We start from the raw sequence: 18,841 nt of genomic DNA on the forward strand, positions 1-18,841 counted from the left end.
CCGTCAGCCCATGCCTCCGGTAGCACCATAGACCTCACCGGTCACATAGCTCGACTCCTGGGACGCCAGCAGCACATAGATGGGCGCCAGCTCCGCCGGCTGGCCGGGGCGCTTGAACACCGTCTCGCCGCCGAAGGTGGGGATCTTTTCCTGGGGCTGGCCGCCGCTGGGCTGCAGCGGGGTCCAGAAGGGACCGGGGGCCACGGCATTGACGCGGATGCCCTTGCTGGCGACCTGCTTGGCCAGCGCCTTGGTGAAGTTGGTGATGGCCGCCTTGGTCGAGGCGTAGTCCAGCAGGAATTCCGAGGGCTGGGTGGCCTGGATCGAGGTGGTGTTGATGATGGCGGCGCCAGCCGGCAGATGCGGCAGCGCGGCCTTGCACAGCCAGAACAGGGCGTAGACGTTGGTCTTGTAGGTAGCGTCGAACTGCTCGGTGGTCAGCTCGGCGATGTCCTGCACGGCGGTCTGCTTGCCAGCCACATTGACCAGGATGTCGAGGCCACCCAGGGCCTCCTTGGCCTTGCTCACCAGTTGGGTGCAGAAGGCTTCGTCCTTCAGGTCACCAGGAACGCAGACGGCCTTACGACCCTCGGCTTCCACCAGCTTGACCACTTCCTGGGCGTCGGCCTCTTCCTCGGGCAAGTAGTTGAGCACCAGGTCGGCACCTTCCCGGGCATAGGCGATGGCGGTGGCTCGACCGATCCCCGAGTCCGCCCCGGTGATCAGCGCCTTGCGCCCGGCCAGACGACCGAACCCCTGGTAGCTGGTCTCGCCATGGTCGGGGCGCGGCTGCATGACCTGCGCCAGGCCCGGGGCTTCCTGGGGCTGCTTGGGAAATTCCGGCTGGGGATACTGGGTAAGGGGGTTTTGCATGCGGTACTGGTTGTCGCTGGACATGACATCTCCTGAAGGGGGCCAAAAGGCGCCCGTTTGGCATCTTTTCGATGACGTTCAAGGAAATGGAGCAACAACTCGCGGGAGAGGTTCCCACTGATAGGTGATGGGTGTCTCGGCCCGAACGGCTTTATCAACCTGCTTTTAAAGGTTACGCCGATTTCGGAGCCGCCTCGATTCAGGCGTCGAGTGGCTCCAGACGCAAGGCGACACCAGTCCGCTGCAGGGTGAGGATATCCGCCTCGCGGCAACCGATCAGGTGGCCTTCGGCGGTACGCAGCTGATCGTCTTCGAGCTGGGCATAGGACTGCGGTTGCTTCCCATCGCCGGCGACCATGATGTACAGCTGCCCACGCAGCAACTGACCCGCCAGACGTCCGTCGTCCAGGCCGATCAGGCGATAGCTGCGGCGGGCATCGTAGGTAAAGCGCATGGGAGCATCCATTCAGGGGGTTCAGATCAGAGCCGCGCTGGCGGGCAATGTTCAATTCCCCGTCCCAGGGTATTGAACCAGGAGGGCTACCGCTGCGCTTGCGGCCTGCCGCTCACCGGGGTGAGGGCAGGTCGTCCGCTGGTCGGAAGTTTCCTGGATGACCGATCAATAACGGAATTGCGCGACCAGGCCCTGGAAGGAATTGGCCAGTCGCGACAGTTCCTGACTGGACGCGGCGGTCTGCTGGGCACCGGTGGCGGTCTGGGTGGACAGGTCCTGGATATTGACCAGATTGCGGTCCACTTCGCGGGCCACCTGAGCCTGCTCCTCGGCGGCGCTGGCGATCACCAGGTTGCGCTCCTCGATCTGGGCGACCCCGGTGGTGATGCGGTTCAGGGCTTCGCCGGCACGGTTGGCGCGCTCCTGGGTATCCCCTGCCAGGGACTGGCTCTTGTGCATGGCGCTCACGGCTTCTTCGGCACTGCTGCGCACGGCGCTCATCATGCGTTCGATTTCGCCGGTGGACCCCTGGGTGCGATGGGCCAGGGCACGGACCTCGTCCGCCACCACGGCGAAGCCACGACCCTGCTCGCCGGCGCGGGCCGCTTCGATGGCGGCGTTGAGCGCCAGCAGATTGGTCTGCTCGGCGATGCCACGAATCACTTCCAGCACCTTGCCGATCTCGCGTACCTGGCCTTCCAGGGTTTGCACCTTCTCGGTGGAGTCGGTGATCTCGCGGGTCATCACCGCCATGGCCTGGGCGGCCTGCTGCACCTGTTCGCGACCCTGTTGGGCTTCGCGACTGGTGTCCTGGGAGGCGGTGGAGGTGGAGGCGGCATTGCGCGCCACCTCTTCCACGGCAGCGGTCATCTGGTTGACCGCAGTGGCGGCCTGCTGCACCTCGTCGTGCTGGCGAACCTGGCCACGGGAGGTCTCCTCGGTCACGGCGTGCAGCTCTTCGGCGGCCGCGGCGAGTTGGCTGGAAGCACCAGCCATCTGTTGCACCGTATCCTTCAGGCTGCGCTGCATGCCGCCCAGGGCCTGCAGCAGCAGGCCCGCTTCGTCACGCCGGCTGCTCTGGATCGGCAAGGTCAGATCGCCTTGGGCGACACGCTCGGCGCTGGAGACGGCCTCGCGAATCGGGGTCACGATCAGGCGGGTAATGACGATGCCCAGGGCCAGGGCGCAGAACACTGCCAGCAGGAGGCCACCACTCAGGGTCCAGAAAGCTTTGTCGTAAGTAGCACTGGCAGCCACGCCGGCTTCGTTACCCTGGCGCTTGTTGGATTCCACCATGATCTTGAAGGAGCCCATGGTCTTGCGATAGCTGGGTTGAGCCTGCTCGTTGAGCAATTGGTTGGCACCGGCCACGTCCTTGGCAGCCAGCCGCGCCAAGACGGCGTCGACGGCAGTCAGGTAGGTTTTCCAATCACCCTGGTAGGCATCGCCCGCAGCCTTTTCATCAGGTTCCAGAGGCGTGGCTCGGTAGTCGGCAAAGGGTTTTTCAGCGTCGGCCTGGTTGGAGCGCAGGGAGGCGACAATGCTGTCCTGCTCGGCCTGCGGCGCGTTGGCGTAGGCCAAAGATATCAGGCGGAAGATGTCGCGGTTGTGCGCGATCACGTTGTTCTTGGCGTCGTTTAGCAGGGTGATGGAGCGCAGATTGTTGCTCAGCACCGAACCCAGCAAGGCGTTGAGGCTGTTGAGCCCACTCATGCCGACCGCGCCTATGCCCAGAGTAATGAGCGTACAGAGACCGAAGGCTACGGCGAGTTTCTTCGCCAGTGCCAGATTGTTGAACCAGACCATTGGGAATTCCTTTCAGCGACGTGGATGCCAGCCAGATTGCACCGGATGCCCTCGCTATCGGCACCAACAGTCTGACCTTTAACCCCTCCGGTCTCTCGGCAATGGTTACTCATGCTGCCCCGGCCTAACGTCCTAGTCGCGTCCATAGAGGCGATCCAGTAGGCCGTTAGCCGCAAGGGCATCCTCCAGGTTGGCCAATTCTGGACGGGGTTGACCGAGCAGCTGATCGAATACCGCCTGGGCACCCTGGGGAACACCGGGGGCGATCGCCTTGGCCAGCACCTGACTCTCACCACTGGCCTCGTGCAGGAGCAGGCGCCCAGCAGCGAGCTCCAGGGTTCCCGTGCTGCCATCCAGCCGGATGGCCAGCCGCGGACCGCGCAGGGTGGCGCTGGCGCGCAGCTGGATCGGCAGGTCACCGGCCCGGAGCAGCGCCTCGCCGCTGTGATCCAGCGGCCAGCGGGCATCGCGCTCGAGGCGGCAGTACTCGACCGTCAGGGCTTCATCGGTCAGCCAGGCGCTGAAATCCAGCAGATGCACCGCCAGGTCACCAAAGGCGCCATAGCCCATGCGCGTCTCGTCCAGATGCGCGGGCCAATCGCTCAGCCAGCCCTCCAGCAACCCGGGGTGCCCGGCGGTGAGCGACAGGTGGCTGAGGCTGCCGATGGCCCCGTCCCGCGCCAGCTGGCGCAGCTGCCGCAGGGCCGGGTCGGTACGCAGGTAGAAACCGCTGAAGCAGGAACGACCGACCAGTTGCGCCGCCAGCGCCGTCGCGCGTTCAGCCGAGACGGCCAGGGGCTTTTCCACGAAGAGATGGCGAGCGCGCGGGAGCAAAGCGCTCACCGCCGCTTCGTGATCCTCGATGGCGGTGGTGACGAAGGCCAGATCCACCTCGGGCAACTGGGCGAAATCGTCCAGTACCGGCAGGCCATGGGGGGCGGCAAGGCGCCGGGCGCGGGCGGGATCGCGTTCGCTGGCCACGGCCACCACCCGCACGCGCGGATCGGCCAGGCTGGTGTCCAGGTAGTCCTGGGCGTGGATCTGTTCGCAACCGACGATGGCGACGCTGAGCATGAAAAAGGGTCCTCTAACGGTGGTCGTACCGTTATGGACCCCAGGTGCGCCGTTAGGCTTCGTCGATCAGACCGGCTGGTAGGCCTTGCCGAAGCGGTTGGCCAGGAAGGCGTCCATGTCCACCTGCTCCTGGGCGATAAAGCCGCGCTGCGGCAGCTTGCCTTCGCGGAACAGATCCAGGGCAGTGCAGATGCCAGCGGCGGTGGTGATCTGGATGGCGCTGGTCAGGCGGCCATCGCGCTCGGCGGCAAAGATCTTGCGGCTGAACACTTCCTGCACCAGCTTGCCGCCGCGCATCCCGCTGACGGTGACGAACACCAGCACCACGTCCTGCATGGTGGTGGGCACGGCGCCGCGCAGGATGTTCTTGAGTTGCTCCTGGTCACCGGCCAGACGCAGGTCTTCCAGCAGGAACTTCATCAGGTCGCGGTGACCCGGATAGCGCACGGTCTTGTAGTCCAGGGTTTCCACCTGGCCCTGCAAGGTCTCGCAGAGGGTGCCCAGGCCGCCCGAGGTGTTGAAGGCCTCGTATTCCACGCCATCCAGGGAAAAGTGCTCCAGGCCTTCCAGCGGCTGCACCAGTTGCAGTTCGCCGTTGCGCACCGCTTCGCAGGGGTGGCAGTACTCGTTGACCAGGCCGTCGACACTCCAGGTGAGGTTGTACTTCAGGGCATTGGTGGGAAATTCCGGCAGGGCGCCGACGCGCATCTTCACCTCGCGCACACTGTCGAAGCGCTTGGCCAGGGAGTGGGCGGCGATACCGATGAAGCCAGGCGCCAGACCGCACTGGGGCATGAAGGCATTGCTCGCGCCCTCGGCCAGCTGGCGGATGGTCTTGGTCGCCTTGACGTCTTCGGTCAGGTCGAAGTAGTGAGTGTTGGTTGCCTTGGCCGCCTGGGCGACGGGAATCGCCAGGTGGTAGGGCAGGGCGTTGAGCACCACGTCCTGGTCGTCCAGGGCCGCGGTCAGGGCGCTGGCGTCGGACGTGTCCAGGGTGCGGGTCTGCACGCCCAGGGCCGCGATGGCCGCCAGGGCGCGTTCGTCACGATCCGCCACCGTCACCCGGTAGTCGCCACTGGCGTGCAGCAATTGCGAAATGGTGTAGCCGATGTGGCCGGCGCCGAGCAGGGTGACGTTCATGGCGGATCCTCCGTGGTTGAGGCTCCAGCTTAAAAAGCGGTGCTGCCAGATGTGAGCGTCAGAGCGTCGAATCGTTGTGCTTTATTTGACGAAACGGCGGAGTATTCGTCGTTTCGACGAGGCGTCTCGCTCGTGGGTCGGATCGCTTTTGCCGAATCAGGTTTTCGCGCTGAACCTTGATCGCGGCCATGGGCCGCTCCTACGGTTACATCGAGCCTGTAGGAGCGGCCGCATCGGCGGACCGCCATGGCCGCGATAGGCCGAACGCTCTATGCCCGCTCAGGCGCCGCTGCCCTTACCCGGCACTACCCGCAACAGCTGGCCGTCCTCGCCATCGGTCAGCAGCCAGAGATTACCGTCCGGTCCGCTGCGCACGTCTCTCAAACGCTGGTCCAGCTCCTGGAACAAGAGCTCCTGCTCGCCAGGCACGCCGTTCACCAGCGGTATCCGCCGTACCGACTTCTCGCGCAGCGCCGCCACGAACAGACTGCCGCGCCAGGCGGGAAAGCCCTGGCCGTCGTACCAGGTCATGCCCGCAGGCGCGATCGACGGCGTCCACTCCAGCAGCGGTGGGGTGATGCCCGGCAACTCGCGAAAGGGCGAGATGCGCGCGCCGGTGTAGTCCACGCCGCCGGTGGTCAGCGGCCAGCCGTAGTTGGCGCCCGCGCGGATCAGATTGAGTTCGTCACCGCCCTTGGAGCCGTGCTCATGCTCGTACAGCGCCTGGCGCTCGGCCACCCAGACCAGACCCTGGGGATTGCGATGGCCGAGGCTGTAGATCTCCGGCAGGGCGCCGGGTCGCTTGACGAAGGGATTGTCCGCCGGCACCTGGCCGTCCCGAGTGATGCGCACGATCTTGCCCAGATGGGTATCCAGCCGCTGGGCGTCGGTGCGCTCGACATTGCCGTCGCCCAGGGCGATGGCCAGGGTGCCGTCCCCTAGCAGGGCCATCCGCGCTCCGAAGTGCTGACCGAACGCCTTGGCCGGCTGGCTGGTGAACAGCGGCTGGACGTCCTGCAGGCGTCCGCCGTTCAGCCGCGCGCGCACCACCCTGAGGTGATTGGCCTGGCGCGTGCCTGACGCATAGGAGAGATAGATCAGCTGATTGCAGGCGAAATCTGGATCCGGCATGACCTCGAACAGACCGGCCTGGCCTTCGGTATAGAGCTCGGGCAGTCCGCTCACGGCCTCCGCCTGCAGGCTGAGCCGGCCCTGGCCATCCGGCACCAGCAGCCGCAAACGCCCGGCACCCTCGGTCAACAGCGCCCGGCCATCGGGCAGAAAGGCGAGCGACCAAGGCCGCTCGAGTCCGGTCGCTACCGTCTCGATCCGGTAGGCGGGCGCCGCCGTGGCCAACGGGCTTCCCAGCACAACGGTTAGCAACACAAACCAGACCCCACGCCGGGAAGCTTTACGTGACGGCCGAGGTCTACCGCAGGCATCCGCTGTCGTTACCATCACTACCTCTCTTCGAGACTGATCGATCATGTCCAAACCGCTCTGGCGCGCCTCGTTCAGACCCCGCCCGCTGCTGGCGTTCGCCGCCGCCCTGTTGCTGGCCACCGCCTGGGGCAGCCTGGTGCAGACCCAGTACAACCTGGCCGCGCTGCAGGGCTTGGGGCAGTCGATAGACGCCGCCACCCGTTGTCAGACGTCGTTACAGGATCTGCTGGGCTTCGGACCCGTCTACGCCGCCATCGTGCTCGCCGCTTGGTTACCAGCCTTTGCCGCCGCCTTTTGGCTCGGCCGTCGCAAGGGCGCCTATCTAGTCTGCGTGGTGCCGCTAGCCACCAGTGTCAGCTTGATCGCCGCCATTCGCCTGATCGACGCCTTCGCCCCCATGCCGGTGCTCATCTACGCCACCCGTACCCTGGATGGCCTGCTGGCAATGGCCGTGGGCGGCCTGGTGGGAGGCTTGCTGTTCATCTGGCTGGTCCGACCAAAAGCCGACCGAGCAGGGGACCTGCGCTAGGGGCAAGCGCTCAGGACGATGTCAGCTTCATCAGCACCAGGCCGCTGACGATCAGCGCCGCGGCCAGGATGCGCAGCGGACTCGCCGCCTCGCCCAGCAGCAGGATGCCGACCATGAAGGCGCCCACCGCGCCGATACCGGTCCAGATGGTATAGGCGGTACCCAACGGCAGACTGCGCATGGAGATCGACAGCAGCGCCACGCTGGCCACCATGGCGACCCCGGTGATGATCGTCGGCGTGAGGCGAGTGAAGCCCGCGGACTGCTTCATGTAGAACGCCCAGACCACCTCGAGCAGTCCTGCACAGACCAGATAGAACCAAGCCAAAGACGGCCTCCTGTGAAACCGGGCCGTCCCGGAACGCTGCCCACCGATCGCCGGGGTCGTCCCCTGGGCTGGAAGAGAAGGGCGGCAGGGTCCTCACCGCCTGATCGGCCCCGCTATCCTAGCCGTTCGAGCGGCGGTCTTTCGACCCGTCCTGGCTAGGCAGAGATCACTGTGCCGGACGTGGCTGGCAGATCTGCGCGGCGATCCCGTCGAATTCCCGATCGAAACTGGCCCGCTCGGCCGCGCTGAGAAAGCCTTGCTGCTGTACGAAGGCATCGGTCTGGCTGCGCACTGCGGCGATGCGCTCGCTGAAGGCTGTCGCCTGCTCCTGACTGATCCGCCGCGCCTTGCGCGCCGTGCTCACATCCGCCAGCAGCACATTGGCCCGCATCGAGACATGCGCCTGCCGCGGATCCGTGATCGATCCGCCCAGCTCTCCCGGCACGGCGCGCTGCTCTTCGAGATTCCAGCTCGGCAGGCCGAGGTCGTCCTGCCGAACCGGCTCTCGGGTACAGGCGCCCAGGGCGAGGGGCAGCAGCAAAAGGGGAATCAGGGATTTCATCAAGGTCTCCTCGGGGCGGCCGTAGTGGAGACCTTGAGAGCTCGGGGTGGGCGCTTCGTTCAAGAAGGCCTCTGCGCCGGGCCTTGGCAAAGCCCTGAGGCTAGTCGTCCAACCGCGCTTGTCGCTCCAGCGCCGCCAGCTGTAGCCGCGCCCCGTCGGCCACCGGGCCTCTGCCCACCGCGCTGCTCTGGAGGAGCGACAGATTGAGGGAGTGCGCCGCTGCCTCCAGCCCCGGGCGAAGGGCATGGCCGGCCTGAGCCAGGGCGGTGTCTTCGGTCAAGAGCGGAGCGGCGAGAAAGAGGGTGACCGAGCTGGTCAGGAGGTATTTCATGAGGCGTCCTTGCGGGTGATCACCAGGGTATCGGCATCCGGCCGGCTGGTTGGAGCGGTTCTAAGGGGCAGAGCTTAGACCAGGATCGCGCGAGGGATGGTGATAATGGTCAGATAATTTTCGCCGGTAATCTGGCTACGTCCCTTTCATGAACGCTCTTCGCGTCTTGGGACAGCCTGAGAGACTGTCAGAAACAACAAAGCCCGCTCGATGGCGGGCTTTGCTGAGGTTCACGCGACGGTGAACGGAGATGGCGCACTCGGCGGGATTCGAACCCACGACCCCTGCCTTCGGAGTCCTAAAAGTCGACGTTTAGAAACAACACGTTAGCGGAATTTAGCTTGCTGATCAACGAGTTAAGTTAGCTTGCGTTAGCTCGATTTCGCCGTGATTAGCGGGTTGAGTGTGGCAAATTTGTGGCATAGCTTGCCAGCGGTTGTCTTCGAGACGTTTGACTCATCACAAGGAGTATTTAGCGCCTCGCCAACTGAGGTTGATAGGGGTTGCCACAGGGATCCAAAATTTTCTAGCTCGCGGACTATCTGAGCGTAGCTACCCTATCCTGAGAGGAGACACGCTTTTCTATCGCCCGGCCAGTGGTAGCGCTAGGTAGCTAGAAGGCACGGGTAAGGTCTAATCGTTTGATTCATCCAAGCTAAACTAGTGTTTTTGCTAGCGATTCTTGGAGCTCCAACGTGAATACGGAAAACCATTCTCAAACGGCCGCTTTTCTCTGGTCGATTGCCGACCTGCTACGCGGTGACTTCAAGCAGTCCCAGTACGGTCGCATCATCCTGCCGTTCACGCTGCTACGGCGGATGGAATGCGTGCTTGCGCCTACTAAGGATGAAGTCATCAAACAGACCTTCGCGCAGGAGGGTCGTCCCGACGCGGTGCGCGAGATGATCCTGCTGCGCACGGCTGGCCAACAGTTTTTCAATGCTTCGTCGCTCACCCTCGCCACGCTGTCTGATACTCAGACCGCCGCCGACCTGATGAGCTATGTGCAGGCGTTCAGCAAGGACGCTCGCGAGATATTTGAGCACTTTCACTTTGAAGATTTCGTCCAGCAGCTGACTAGCGCCAACCTGCTATATCAGGTCGTACAGCGCTTCGCTGCTACCGATCTGAGCCCCGAGCGCATAAGCAACTTCGGCATGGGCATCATCTTCGAGGAGCTGATCCGCAAATTCGCGGAAAGCTCCAACGAAACCGCTGGGGAGCACTTCACCCCCCGCGATATCGTGCACCTCACCACCTCGCTGGTGATCACTGGGCAGGACGGCAAGCTCGGGCCCAACAGCATCGTCACCATCTATGACCCAACCGCCGGCACCGGTGGATTTCTGTCTGAGGGCGACGAGTACATCCAGTCCATTAGCGACAAGGTTACCGTGTCTCTGCACGGCCAAGAGCTCAACCCCGAGTCCTACGCCATCTGCAAAGCGGACATGCTGATCAAGGGCCAAGACGTCACCAGCATCAAGCTCGGCAACACGCTGTCCAATGATCAGCTTGCTGACAAGCGCTTCGACTTCATGCTGAGCAACCCGCCATTCGGCGTGGAGTGGAAGAAGGTTCAGAAGCAGATCACTGACGAATATACGGAGAAGGGCTTCGATGGCCGCTTTGGCCCAGGCCTGCCCCGCGTGTCCGACGGCTCGCTGCTGTTCCTCTTGCACCTAGTCAGCAAGATGCGTGATCCGCGCGATGGTGGTTCGCGCATCGGCATTATCCTGAACGGCTCGCCGCTGTTTACCGGTGGCGCGGGCTCGGGTGAATCGGAGATTCGCCGCTACCTCCTGCAAAACGATCTGGTCGAAGCCATCGTCGCGCTACCGACGGACATGTTCTACAACACCGGCATCGCCACCTATGTGTGGATACTCAGTAACCACAAGGCCGCTGCGCGCCAGGGCACGGTGCAGTTGATCGACGGCAGCCAGCACTTTGCCAAGATGCGAAAGTCGCTGGGCAGCAAGCGCCAGTACCTCACCGAGGAGCAGATCGACGCGCTGGTGCGCCTGTATGGTCGCTTCGAGGAAACCCCGCAGAGCAAGATCTTCCCCGTCGAAGCCTTCGGCTACCGGCGCATCACCGTCGAGCGCCCGCTGCGCCTGAATTTCCAAACCAGTGCCGAGCGCATTGAGAAAGTGCTGGAAGAAAAAGCCATTGAAAAGCTGGAAGCCCCTGCACGCCAGCGCCTGATCGAAGCCCTGCAGGCCATGGACGCCAGCGTGCTGCACCGCAACCGCGAGCAATTCAGCAAGCTGCTGAAGAAGGCGCTCAACGCCCACAACGTATTCCCCAGCACGCCGGAGCTGAAGGCCATCCTCAATGCCTTGAGCGAGCGCGACCCCGAGGCGGATATCTGCATGGTCAAAGGCCAGCCGGAAGCGGATGCCGGCCTGCGCGACAACGAGAACGTGCCGCTGGGCGAGTCCGTGTACGACTACTTCGAACGCGAAGTGAAACCCCATGTGTCGGATGCCTGGATAGACGAGAGCAAGCGTGATGAGCAGGACGGCGAAGTTGGCGTTGTCGGTTTCGAGATTCCCTTTAACCGCCACTTCTATGTATTCCAGCCGCCGCGCCCGCTGGAAGAGATCGACCGCGACCTGAAAGCCTGCACCGACCGCATCAAGCAGATGATCGAGGGGCTGTCGGCATGACAAATTTGTCGGGAACAAATTTGAACAACGGCGCAGCCGTTGGCCCGCAGTGCGAGGGCAGGGAAAGCCCGAGTAGGTTTCCGAAGTATCCGGAGTACAAAGACTCTGGCGTGGAGTGGCTCGGAGTTGTACCGGAGCATTGGGGGGGCAGTCCTTTAAAGTGGATAGCCGAGCAGGTCACTGATAAGGCGACAACATCAGAGTTTCAGGTAGGGCTAGAAAACATTGAAGGATGGACCGGGCGCTTTATTGAAACTGATATGGAGTTTGCCGGTGACGGAATAGCATTCCGACAAGAAGACATTCTGTTTGGAAAGCTGAGACCCTACTTGGCAAAGGTTTGGCTGGCAGACAGGCCGGGGCAGGCTGTTGGTGATTTCTTTGTACTCCGTCCGCGCGCGGTTAATAGTGAATTTCTTCATAAGTACATTTTGACGCCCTCCGTGATTGAGGATCTCAATGCATCAACCATTGGTGCCAAAATGCCGCGTGTCGGCTGGGAGGACATGGCTGCCCTCGCAGTGACACTCCCGCCACACAAAGAACAAATCCAAATCGCCTGTTTCCTCGACCACGAAACCGCCCGCATCGACGCGCTGATCGAAGAGCAGCAGCGCCTGATCGAACTACTCAAGGAAAAGCGCCAGGCCGTGATCTCCCACGCCGTCACCAAAGGCCTCGACACCACGGTGCCGATGAAAGACTCCGGCGTGGAGTGGCTAGGCGAGGTGCCGGCGCATTGGGTGGTAAGCAAGTTTGGTTATATATCTTCTGTTGTCAGAGGTGGCTCACCGCGACCAGCCGGTGACCCAGAACTTTTCAATGGTGATTATTCGCCTTGGGTAACAGTTGCAGAAATAACGAAAGACGATGAGATTTATCTGAATGAAACAGAGGCGTTTCTGACAAAGAAAGGCAGCGATCAATGCCGAATTTTTTCTAAGGGCACTTTGCTACTTTCAAATAGCGGGGCGACCTTAGGGGTCCCGAAAATACTGATGATTAACGCAAACGCTAATGACGGAGTTGTTGGCTTCGAAAACCTCTCCTTGGATAAAGAGTATTCATATCTCTATCTGGCAACCCTGACTGAGGGGCTTAGAGATAGGGCTGCTGGCTCGGGGCAGCCGAACTTGAACACTGACATCGTCAAATCAATTGATGTGCCTATACCCCCAAGCAACGAGGTGGCTGAAATTGTCGCCGCGGTAAAAAAGCTAAGAGCACAGTTCAATTTCTTGAGCAAAGAAGCCGTAGAGGGCATTAGGTTGCTCCAAGAACGCCGCTCCGCCTTAATCTCCGCCGCCGTTACCGGCAAAATCGACGTGCGCGGTTGGCAGCCACCGGCCAGCGCACCAACTCCCGAATTAGTACAAGAGGCCGTGTGATGGCGGACAGCAAGGAAGCTCAGTTTCAACATGACATTACCGACGCCCTGGCCGCTCAAGGCTGGCTGGTCGGCACTTCCAGTGGCTACGACCGCCGTACCGCGCTGTATACCGAGGATGTGCTGGGCTACTTCAAGGAAGCCTGGCCAGAGCGTTGGGACAAGTTCGCTAAAGCCAATCCAAACAACCCGGATGACGTGCTGGTGCAGAAACTGGTGCGCGAGCTAGAACAGAGCGGCACCCTGGATGTGCTGCGCCACGGCTTCAAGTTGCCGGCAGTGAAGGTAGAATTGTGCAGCTTCCAGCCCGACCACGGCATGAACCCGGACACCCTCAAGCGCTACCGCTGCAACCGCCTGCGCGTGGTGCCGGAGGTGTCCTACTCGCCCCATGCGCGTGATGCGGCGAGCGGCGGGCAGAGCTACAACCCACGGTTGGATCTGGTGCTATTCGTCAACGGCATCCCCACCGCCACGCTGGAGCTAAAAAGCGAATTTAAGCAGTCGGTAGAAAATGCCAAGCGCCAGTACCGCTACGACCGCCCGGTAAAAGATCCGCTGACCCGCAAGCCCGAGCCGCTGCTGACCTTTAAGCGCGGCGCGCTGGTGCATTTCGCCGTCGGCCAGAATGAGGTGGCAATGACCACCAAGCTGGACGGCAAGGACACCTTCTTCCTACCGTTCAACCTCGGCAGCGCGGAAGGCGGCGCTGGCAACCCACCACCGTCCGACGACAGCCAGTACGCCACCGGCTACCTTTGGCAGCAGCTGTTCCAGCCGGATGCGTGGCTCAAGGTGCTCGGGCGCTTCCTGCATCTGGACAAGAAGACCAGCGAAGGCTTCGACGGTACGCTGACCACCAAAGAGACGATGATCTTCCCGCGCTACCATCAGTGGAATGTGGTCAACCAGCTGATCGAGACCACCCACGCCGAAGGGCCGGGCAAGCGTTACCTGATCCAGCACAGCGCCGGTTCCGGCAAGTCCAACTCCATCGCCTGGACCGCCCACCAGCTTGCCTCGATGTACAGCGATGACGGACAGCGGCTGTTCAGCTCGGTGATCGTAGTCACCGACCGAACGGTGCTGGATAGCCAGCTGCAGAACACCATCTACCAGTTCGAGCATGCTCAAGGTGTGGTGAGACCAATTACACGCGACGTTGGCAACCAGAGCAAGTCCGAGCAACTCGCGGAGGCACTGGCTGATCAGACGCGCATCATCATCGTCACTATCCAGACGTTCCCGGCGCTGTTCGACGCGCTAGAGAAGTATCCAAAACTCGCCTTAGGGCGCTATGCCGTGATCGCTGACGAAGCGCATTCCTCGCAGACCGGCTCCTCGGCTAGCAAACTGAAGCAGATCCTCGGCAGCGATGCGCTCGAAGCTGAAGAGGTCAGCGCTGAAGACCTGCTCGACGCTGCCGTACAGGCGCGCAAGCCGAGCGAGCGCATCAGCTATTACGCCTTTACCGCCACGCCGAAGGCTAAGACCTTAGAGCTGTTTGGTCGTGTGCCTGAGCCGACGTTGCCACCAAGCGCCAGCAATAAACCCGAGGCGTTCCATCTGTATTCCATGTGTCAAGCCATTGAGGAAGGTTTTATTCTCGATGTGCTACAGAACTACACCACTTACAGCACTGCCTGGAAGATCGCCCACCCCGATGGTGAAGACGACGAGGTGGACTCGAAGAAAGCGCGCATGAAGCTGGCACGCTGGGTGCGGCTGCATCCTTACAATATCGACAAGAAAGTCGAGATCATCGTCGAACATTTTCGCGCCAACATCCTTCATCTGCTCAATGGCCAGGCCAAAGCAATGGTAGTCACCAGTAGTCGCCAGGAGGCGGTGCGCTACCAACTCGCAGTTAAAGAGTATGTACAGCGGATGGGCTATGCCGATGTGCATCCACTGGTGGCCTTTTCAGGTAGTGTGCCGCCTGACGACGTGATTCCAGAGGAGGTAACCGAGACTAGCAACCTACTCAACGTTGGCCTAAATGGCCGCGACCTAGCCAAGGCTTTCGACACTCAAGATTTCAACGTCATGATCGCTGCCAACAAGTATCAGACTGGCTTCGATCAGCCCAAGCTGTGCGCGATGTACGTTGATAAGAAGCTACAGGGCGTGGATTGCGTACAGACGCTATCGCGCCTTAATCGAACCTTCCCTGCGAAGCAGACCTTCATTCTCGACTTTTTCAACGAGCCGCAGGACATTCTCGATGCTTTCTTGCCTTACTACACTAGGGCCGAGCTGAGCGATGTCACTGACCCGCAGATCATCTATGACCTGCAGAAAAGGCTGGATGCTGAAGGGATCTATCACTGGCAAGAGGTTGAGGCGTTTGCCCTGGCGTTCTTCGACCCGAAAGCGGCCGCCAGCAAGCTCAGCTATTACTGCCAACCGGCGAAGGAACGCTTTGCCAAGCGTTACGCCTTCAGCGTCGAGTCACGCCAGCAGGCACTTGATTTCAAGCGTACCGCTGAGGCCAATGGCGATAGCGCCGGTTTAAAGAAAGCTGAGCATGCTCTCAGGGAGGCGGGCGAGCAGGTGGACCAGCTCGACCTCTTCCGTAAGAACCTGCAAAGCTTTGTACGCCTGTACGAGTTCCTCTCGCAAATTGTCCCATACGAGGACCGTGAGTTAGAGGAGCTATGCGTCTTTGCTAAGCACCTGTATCCGTTGCTTCGAGTAGATCGGCTTGAGCGGGATGATGTAGATCTTGGCGAGCTGGAGTTGACTCACTATCGGCTAAGCAAACGCGCAGAACAGATGCTTCAGCTAAGTGCTGATAACAGTGAACACCAGTTGCAACCAGCGAGCGAGGTAGGCAGCGGCAAGCCTCACGACCCGGAGAAAAAGCGCCTATCAGAGATTGTGAAGGCACTAAACGATATTTTTGGAGCAGAGGTGAGCGATGATGATCAGCTGCATTTTCTAACCGGCATTGCAAAACGCATTAGTCGACAAGAAGATGTGATGGCTCAGGTCAACAATCACTCGACCGACCAGGTTATGCATGGCCTTTTCCCCAAGCGGGTATTGGACACGGTGCTGGACTCCATCACTGATCACGAAAAGCTGTCTTTGGAAGTTTTAGAGAGTGAAACAAAGACGAGAGCGTTCGCACTGACGATTCTGAAGATGCTCAAGTCTTTTGGTGAGAATTCGCCAAATCATAATATTCAGGGGTAGCTAGACAGGGCAGAGAGAGGTGCCGCAGAGTGCCATCCTGGACATGTGATTTTTTCGGTTACATTCTCAAGCTTCGTGAGAAGCTTGAGATAAATTTTGACATCCCTCAAGGAGAGCATCTGTCTATGATGCATGGTAGACGGTAATTGCCAGCTACAAAGACTGCTATACACCCCCGGCATTGCTGACCGGACAGCGGCTCCATGGCTCACTCGTTCGAGTTGCTATGGTCGAGGGCGCGTTCAAAGCACCTGATGAAGCTGAGAAGGTCGGTGTTCAAGACCTTGCACAGATCGCGAAGCTGAATCGTATCTAGCCGCCTAATCCCTCTTTCTACATCACTCATAAACGATTGTGGCCTGCCTAATGCCGCTGAGCATTGGGCTTGTGTCAGCCCAGCTTTGACCCGCATCCGCTTCAGTTCTTCCAGAAAAATCGCATGCTCAGGTCGGTAGATCGCTTTACTCATGGCTGCGCCCAGTGGCAATTCAGCCTCTGAAGCTATATCTGCTTTTCGGATAACTGATTTTCAGATAAAGTCGTAGCGTAAACGAATTTTGGAGTAGCTATGAGACTGGTTTGGGAGCTAATCCGGGTAGCTTGGGCTGTTGGTTGCCTACCTATTGGCGCATTGCTACTGGTTGTACTAGTGCTTACTGGCTTTAATCTGCCTTTTTTCCTGGGGTTTTCTAATAGCTAGAATCCAGCCATTCGCTGGTTATTCTGGGTCTTGTTTATGTACTTCGCAGGAGGCGGATGGTTTTTTTGGAAGGTGAATGAGATTTACGGAAAAAGCTTAGGCGCATAGCCGATAGATATCGTTCTACGCAATTTGAGCCTCAGGTAGAGGTGTTTGCCAAGATCAATGATGCATATCTTGGTATCGATTCTCTAAATAATAAGTTGCTTGCTTATCCAGTGAGTGAGGGTGGGCATTTTTTTAAGCTAAATGAGATCAGGTCCTGGCGTATCCTTCCAGTAGGGAAACGAAATTATCGTTTAGAGATCTTAACTACCAATTTATCTATCCCATCATTTGGCTTGGCATTGAAGCCATGGGAGGTAGTAGATACGGAAGCTCGCTTGCGAATGCTGCTTGGCGATTGATTTCATGATTGCTCATTTAATGAGGAGTGCTAAGGGTATGGCTGAAGATATCGGGGTCGGCTGTTTTGATGAGACTATTGCTCGGCTTCAGGCTGCGAATAAGTTAATGCGTTCCGCGAATGCTGCCCTGGCATTAGACGATTTAGAGGCTTTGAGTTTTCTCGGTTTTGCCGCTGCACATATCTGCGAGCTGCGGGAAAGAGGTGGTTTTCGATCATCTTCAATTGGTCAAAACACCCGCTTGATCAATCGCCTATTTAAGGAGAGCACAGATGCTAACTGAGCGAAACATTTCAGGTGTTGCAACACGCGTGCTGAGCAAAGCGACTATCGATTCAATCCGCCTCTCAAGCTCCTACCATTTCCGCGGTTGGCGGATTCTTGATCGCTGGGCGCTCAGCGCACCAGAGCGTCTCCAGGAGATGGAGACACAAGATGAATTTTTCCTTCTGAGTCGGCTTCTTGAGCAGCAGAGGATTGAGCACGATGTGCTGACGTCTTCAGCGGGTTCAGAGATGCGTAGCCGAGGCTTGGCGGAGCATGAAATTCTTTCAATTTTTGGTATCTCAATTGATTTTTAGGTGGCCAGCTTACCTGATGCCTTATCGGTAACCGCTTTGCGCTCTGGGTCTCGGGGCTTGCCCTGAGCAGGGATGGTAGACGTGGCAAGGGAGTGAAACGACTGCCGCACCGTCGCTTGTACGTACGCCATGCTTGGCGGGAGTACAAACCCTACCCTGTCCCAGCTTCTGCGCGCGTTAGCGTGACAACTGCGGGAACAGGTGATGAGGATGCAAAGACAAAGCGCTGGTAAGCATGAAGCATATCCTGGAAATGATGGCTGGGGGACGCAGACAAAGAGCTGAAGGAGGCCCGTCCGACATTACGTTTGGTATCTCTAGAGTGTGCGGTGTCTGTAAGCAGTAAGTGTTTCGATAAATTTTCTAAAGAAGCATTCCAAGATGATTGGGGTAACAGTCAAATAGCAGGAATGGGGGATCTCTAGCCTATCGCTAACGCAAAAATGGCTAGGTACGAGGTGTAGTGAAATATCGACTGGATGGATGAGGAACATTTGGCGGTCGGTATTAAGAAGGGCACAGAAAGCCGAACCGGGCAGGGGTAAAGTATTTGCCAGATGCGGCACACTACGGGTTTACTCCAGGGAGCTTGAGGTCGTGCCCAGCTTGCTCCAGGGCTCTGCTTGCAGCTGCGGGCAGGTGATGACGGCTCTAGAAATGAGCGAAGGGTCCCATACTGCCTGGATCATGCATTTTTGAAAGCAAATATGCTTTTGACAGAGCGACGGAGTAGTCGAACAATAGCTGCATGAAGCTAAGCCCCCAGGATATCGAGCCGTCTGAAGCCCTGCAGGCTGTCTTTCGTGAGATCAAGCATCACCAAGGCACTGGCAGGAAAAACTTCGTGATCCGCGTGCCTGTTGATTTGATCGAGTATCTGTTCGCCGGGGTTGGCGTGAAGTCAGGCATGTCCAAGGTGAAGCTTGAGCGTCAGCTTGCTGAGCTGAAAGTGTCCGGCTTCGGTGATGCTGATGGTCGAGTGCTGAGGCGCTACCTCAGCGGGCAATCGCGCATGGCTTGGGATACGTTCCAGCGTTTGGTGTTTTGGGCATTCACGAAAGGTTGGATTTCGGACTGGGTTTTTCGAGATCTCCTCATGCGTGCGTATGTGCGAGAGGCAGCTCAGCTCAGCGCTCGAAAGATAATCAATCGGCTGAAGCGACAGGTCACGGCGAAAATCTTGAATGAGTATGACATCGTGCAATGCTTTGACGATGCCTATCTACTCAAGCAGCGGGAGCGAGAGCAGGGACTGGTTAGCCGCCTGCGTGTCGATTCATCCAATCGCGAATTGGCACGGATCCTAGGTTTCGAATCAGTCCCTGACGAATGAAAGCAACCGTCGTCCCGCAGCTC

The 18,841-nt window shown here is 59.6% G+C and carries 18 protein-coding genes and 1 pseudogene; 7 read left to right on the top strand and 12 right to left on the bottom strand.

Annotation, left to right across the window (positions count from 1 at the left end; translation table 11 throughout):
- Positions 1-3: 3 nt before the first annotated feature.
- The 8 genes and pseudogenes from LRS53_RS11350 to LRS53_RS11375 form a co-directional block, all read right to left on the bottom strand.
- Positions 4-897 carry an SDR family oxidoreductase gene (locus tag LRS53_RS11350; RefSeq protein ID WP_064308104.1) on the bottom strand — a complete coding sequence of 298 codons (894 nt, stop codon included), beginning with the start codon at positions 895-897 and terminating at the stop codon, positions 4-6.
- Between the two features lie 175 nt (positions 898-1,072).
- Positions 1,073-1,327, bottom strand: coding sequence for a hypothetical protein (locus LRS53_RS11355; RefSeq protein WP_231355948.1), 255 nt, complete (start codon positions 1,325-1,327; stop codon positions 1,073-1,075).
- Between the two features lie 165 nt (positions 1,328-1,492).
- The gene (locus tag LRS53_RS23910; protein WP_442968506.1) at positions 1,493-2,356 is read right to left on the bottom strand and encodes a methyl-accepting chemotaxis protein; all 864 of its coding nucleotides are present in this window, start codon (positions 2,354-2,356) and stop codon (positions 1,493-1,495) included.
- Positions 2,351-3,133 (bottom strand): annotated as a pseudogene (locus LRS53_RS23915) (MCP four helix bundle domain-containing protein); the annotation flags it as partial. The gene LRS53_RS23910 and the pseudogene LRS53_RS23915, both read right to left, overlap by 6 nt.
- 132 nt (positions 3,134-3,265) lie before the next feature.
- Positions 3,266-4,207, bottom strand: a complete 942-nt coding sequence (locus tag LRS53_RS11365; protein WP_231355950.1) for a Gfo/Idh/MocA family protein — start codon at positions 4,205-4,207, stop codon at positions 3,266-3,268.
- Positions 4,208-4,273: 66 nt separating this feature from the next.
- A complete protein-coding gene (locus LRS53_RS11370) occupies positions 4,274-5,347 on the bottom strand; it encodes a saccharopine dehydrogenase family protein (protein WP_093255351.1) in 1,074 nt (357 codons plus the stop codon).
- Between the two features lie 58 nt (positions 5,348-5,405).
- The gene (locus tag LRS53_RS23635) at positions 5,406-5,537 is read right to left on the bottom strand and encodes a hypothetical protein (RefSeq protein ID WP_269216690.1); all 132 of its coding nucleotides are present in this window, start codon (positions 5,535-5,537) and stop codon (positions 5,406-5,408) included.
- A gap of 89 nt (positions 5,538-5,626) precedes the next feature.
- Positions 5,627-6,733 (bottom strand): PQQ-dependent sugar dehydrogenase, encoded by a 1,107-nt coding sequence (locus LRS53_RS11375; protein WP_231355951.1) that lies wholly within the window; start codon positions 6,731-6,733, stop codon positions 5,627-5,629.
- Positions 6,734-6,833: 100 nt separating this feature from the next.
- On the opposite strand from LRS53_RS11375, the gene LRS53_RS11380 reads away from it, so the two are divergent.
- Positions 6,834-7,319 carry a hypothetical protein gene (locus LRS53_RS11380; RefSeq protein ID WP_231355952.1) on the top strand — a complete coding sequence of 162 codons (486 nt, stop codon included), beginning with the start codon at positions 6,834-6,836 and terminating at the stop codon, positions 7,317-7,319.
- A gap of 10 nt (positions 7,320-7,329) precedes the next feature.
- Here LRS53_RS11380 and sugE read toward each other — a convergent pair whose 3' ends face one another.
- The 3 genes from sugE to LRS53_RS11395 form a co-directional block, all read right to left on the bottom strand.
- Positions 7,330-7,647 carry a quaternary ammonium compound efflux SMR transporter SugE gene (gene sugE / locus LRS53_RS11385; RefSeq protein WP_017640894.1) on the bottom strand — a complete coding sequence of 106 codons (318 nt, stop codon included), beginning with the start codon at positions 7,645-7,647 and terminating at the stop codon, positions 7,330-7,332.
- A gap of 166 nt (positions 7,648-7,813) precedes the next feature.
- A complete protein-coding gene (locus tag LRS53_RS11390) occupies positions 7,814-8,209 on the bottom strand; it encodes a hypothetical protein (RefSeq protein ID WP_231355953.1) in 396 nt (131 codons plus the stop codon).
- A 100-nt stretch (positions 8,210-8,309) separates the two neighbouring features.
- Positions 8,310-8,540 (bottom strand): hypothetical protein, encoded by a 231-nt coding sequence (locus tag LRS53_RS11395; protein WP_231355954.1) that lies wholly within the window; start codon positions 8,538-8,540, stop codon positions 8,310-8,312.
- Positions 8,541-9,235: 695 nt separating this feature from the next.
- Here LRS53_RS11395 and LRS53_RS11400 point away from each other — a divergent pair.
- From LRS53_RS11400 to LRS53_RS11410, 3 genes are read left to right on the top strand one after another with little or no spacing between them, the layout of a single operon-like run.
- Positions 9,236-11,212 (top strand): type I restriction-modification system subunit M, encoded by a 1,977-nt coding sequence (locus tag LRS53_RS11400; protein ID WP_231355955.1) that lies wholly within the window; start codon positions 9,236-9,238, stop codon positions 11,210-11,212.
- Entirely contained in the window at positions 11,209-12,600 is a 1,392-nt protein-coding gene (locus LRS53_RS11405) for a restriction endonuclease subunit S (RefSeq protein ID WP_231355956.1), read from the top strand. Before LRS53_RS11400 ends, LRS53_RS11405 begins: the two co-directional genes overlap by 4 nt.
- The gene (locus LRS53_RS11410; RefSeq protein WP_231355957.1) at positions 12,600-15,797 is read left to right on the top strand and encodes a type I restriction endonuclease subunit R; all 3,198 of its coding nucleotides are present in this window, start codon (positions 12,600-12,602) and stop codon (positions 15,795-15,797) included. Before LRS53_RS11405 ends, LRS53_RS11410 begins: the two co-directional genes overlap by 1 nt.
- Positions 15,798-16,005: 208 nt before the next feature.
- On the opposite strand, the gene LRS53_RS11415 is transcribed toward LRS53_RS11410, so the two are convergent.
- Positions 16,006-16,266, bottom strand: coding sequence for a helix-turn-helix domain-containing protein (locus tag LRS53_RS11415; protein ID WP_074583989.1), 261 nt, complete (start codon positions 16,264-16,266; stop codon positions 16,006-16,008).
- Positions 16,267-16,941: 675 nt separating this feature from the next.
- On the opposite strand from LRS53_RS11415, the gene LRS53_RS11420 reads away from it, so the two are divergent.
- From LRS53_RS11420 to LRS53_RS11430, 3 genes are all read left to right on the top strand, one after another.
- Entirely contained in the window at positions 16,942-17,187 is a 246-nt protein-coding gene (locus LRS53_RS11420) for a hypothetical protein (RefSeq protein WP_231355958.1), read from the top strand.
- Positions 17,177-17,485, top strand: coding sequence for a hypothetical protein (locus LRS53_RS11425; protein WP_231355959.1), 309 nt, complete (start codon positions 17,177-17,179; stop codon positions 17,483-17,485). Before LRS53_RS11420 ends, LRS53_RS11425 begins: the two co-directional genes overlap by 11 nt.
- A gap of 748 nt (positions 17,486-18,233) precedes the next feature.
- Positions 18,234-18,818: a hypothetical protein gene (locus LRS53_RS11430; protein ID WP_231355960.1), complete on the top strand. Its 585-nt coding sequence runs from the start codon at positions 18,234-18,236 to the stop codon at positions 18,816-18,818.
- Positions 18,819-18,841 lie beyond the last annotated feature (23 nt).

The sequence above is a fragment of the Pseudomonas sp. PLB05 genome, assembly GCF_021106615.1.
Lineage (GTDB): Bacteria > Pseudomonadota > Gammaproteobacteria > Pseudomonadales > Pseudomonadaceae > Chryseomonas > Chryseomonas benzopyrenica.

Coding starts and splice junctions, on each gene's coding strand:
- LRS53_RS11430 (WP_231355960.1), top strand. CDS start 18,234: ATGAAGCTAAGCCCCCAGGATATCGAGCCGTCTGAAGCCCTGCAGGCT.
- LRS53_RS11395 (WP_231355954.1), bottom strand. CDS start 8,540: ATGAAATACCTCCTGACCAGCTCGGTCACCCTCTTTCTCGCCGCTCCG.
- LRS53_RS11355 (WP_231355948.1), bottom strand. CDS start 1,327: ATGCGCTTTACCTACGATGCCCGCCGCAGCTATCGCCTGATCGGCCTG.
- LRS53_RS11420 (WP_231355958.1), top strand. CDS start 16,942: ATGGCTGAAGATATCGGGGTCGGCTGTTTTGATGAGACTATTGCTCGG.
- LRS53_RS11390 (WP_231355953.1), bottom strand. CDS start 8,209: ATGAAATCCCTGATTCCCCTTTTGCTGCTGCCCCTCGCCCTGGGCGCC.
- LRS53_RS23635 (WP_269216690.1), bottom strand. CDS start 5,537: ATGGCCGCGATCAAGGTTCAGCGCGAAAACCTGATTCGGCAAAAGCGA.
- LRS53_RS23910 (WP_442968506.1), bottom strand. CDS start 2,356: ATGCAGCGCAGCCTGAAGGATACGGTGCAACAGATGGCTGGTGCTTCC.
- LRS53_RS11410 (WP_231355957.1), top strand. CDS start 12,600: ATGGCGGACAGCAAGGAAGCTCAGTTTCAACATGACATTACCGACGCC.
- LRS53_RS11405 (WP_231355956.1), top strand. CDS start 11,209: ATGACAAATTTGTCGGGAACAAATTTGAACAACGGCGCAGCCGTTGGC.
- LRS53_RS11380 (WP_231355952.1), top strand. CDS start 6,834: ATGTCCAAACCGCTCTGGCGCGCCTCGTTCAGACCCCGCCCGCTGCTG.
- LRS53_RS11425 (WP_231355959.1), top strand. CDS start 17,177: ATGCTAACTGAGCGAAACATTTCAGGTGTTGCAACACGCGTGCTGAGC.
- LRS53_RS11415 (WP_074583989.1), bottom strand. CDS start 16,266: ATGAGTAAAGCGATCTACCGACCTGAGCATGCGATTTTTCTGGAAGAA.
- LRS53_RS11370 (WP_093255351.1), bottom strand. CDS start 5,347: ATGAACGTCACCCTGCTCGGCGCCGGCCACATCGGCTACACCATTTCG.
- LRS53_RS11350 (WP_064308104.1), bottom strand. CDS start 897: ATGTCCAGCGACAACCAGTACCGCATGCAAAACCCCCTTACCCAGTAT.
- LRS53_RS11365 (WP_231355950.1), bottom strand. CDS start 4,207: ATGCTCAGCGTCGCCATCGTCGGTTGCGAACAGATCCACGCCCAGGAC.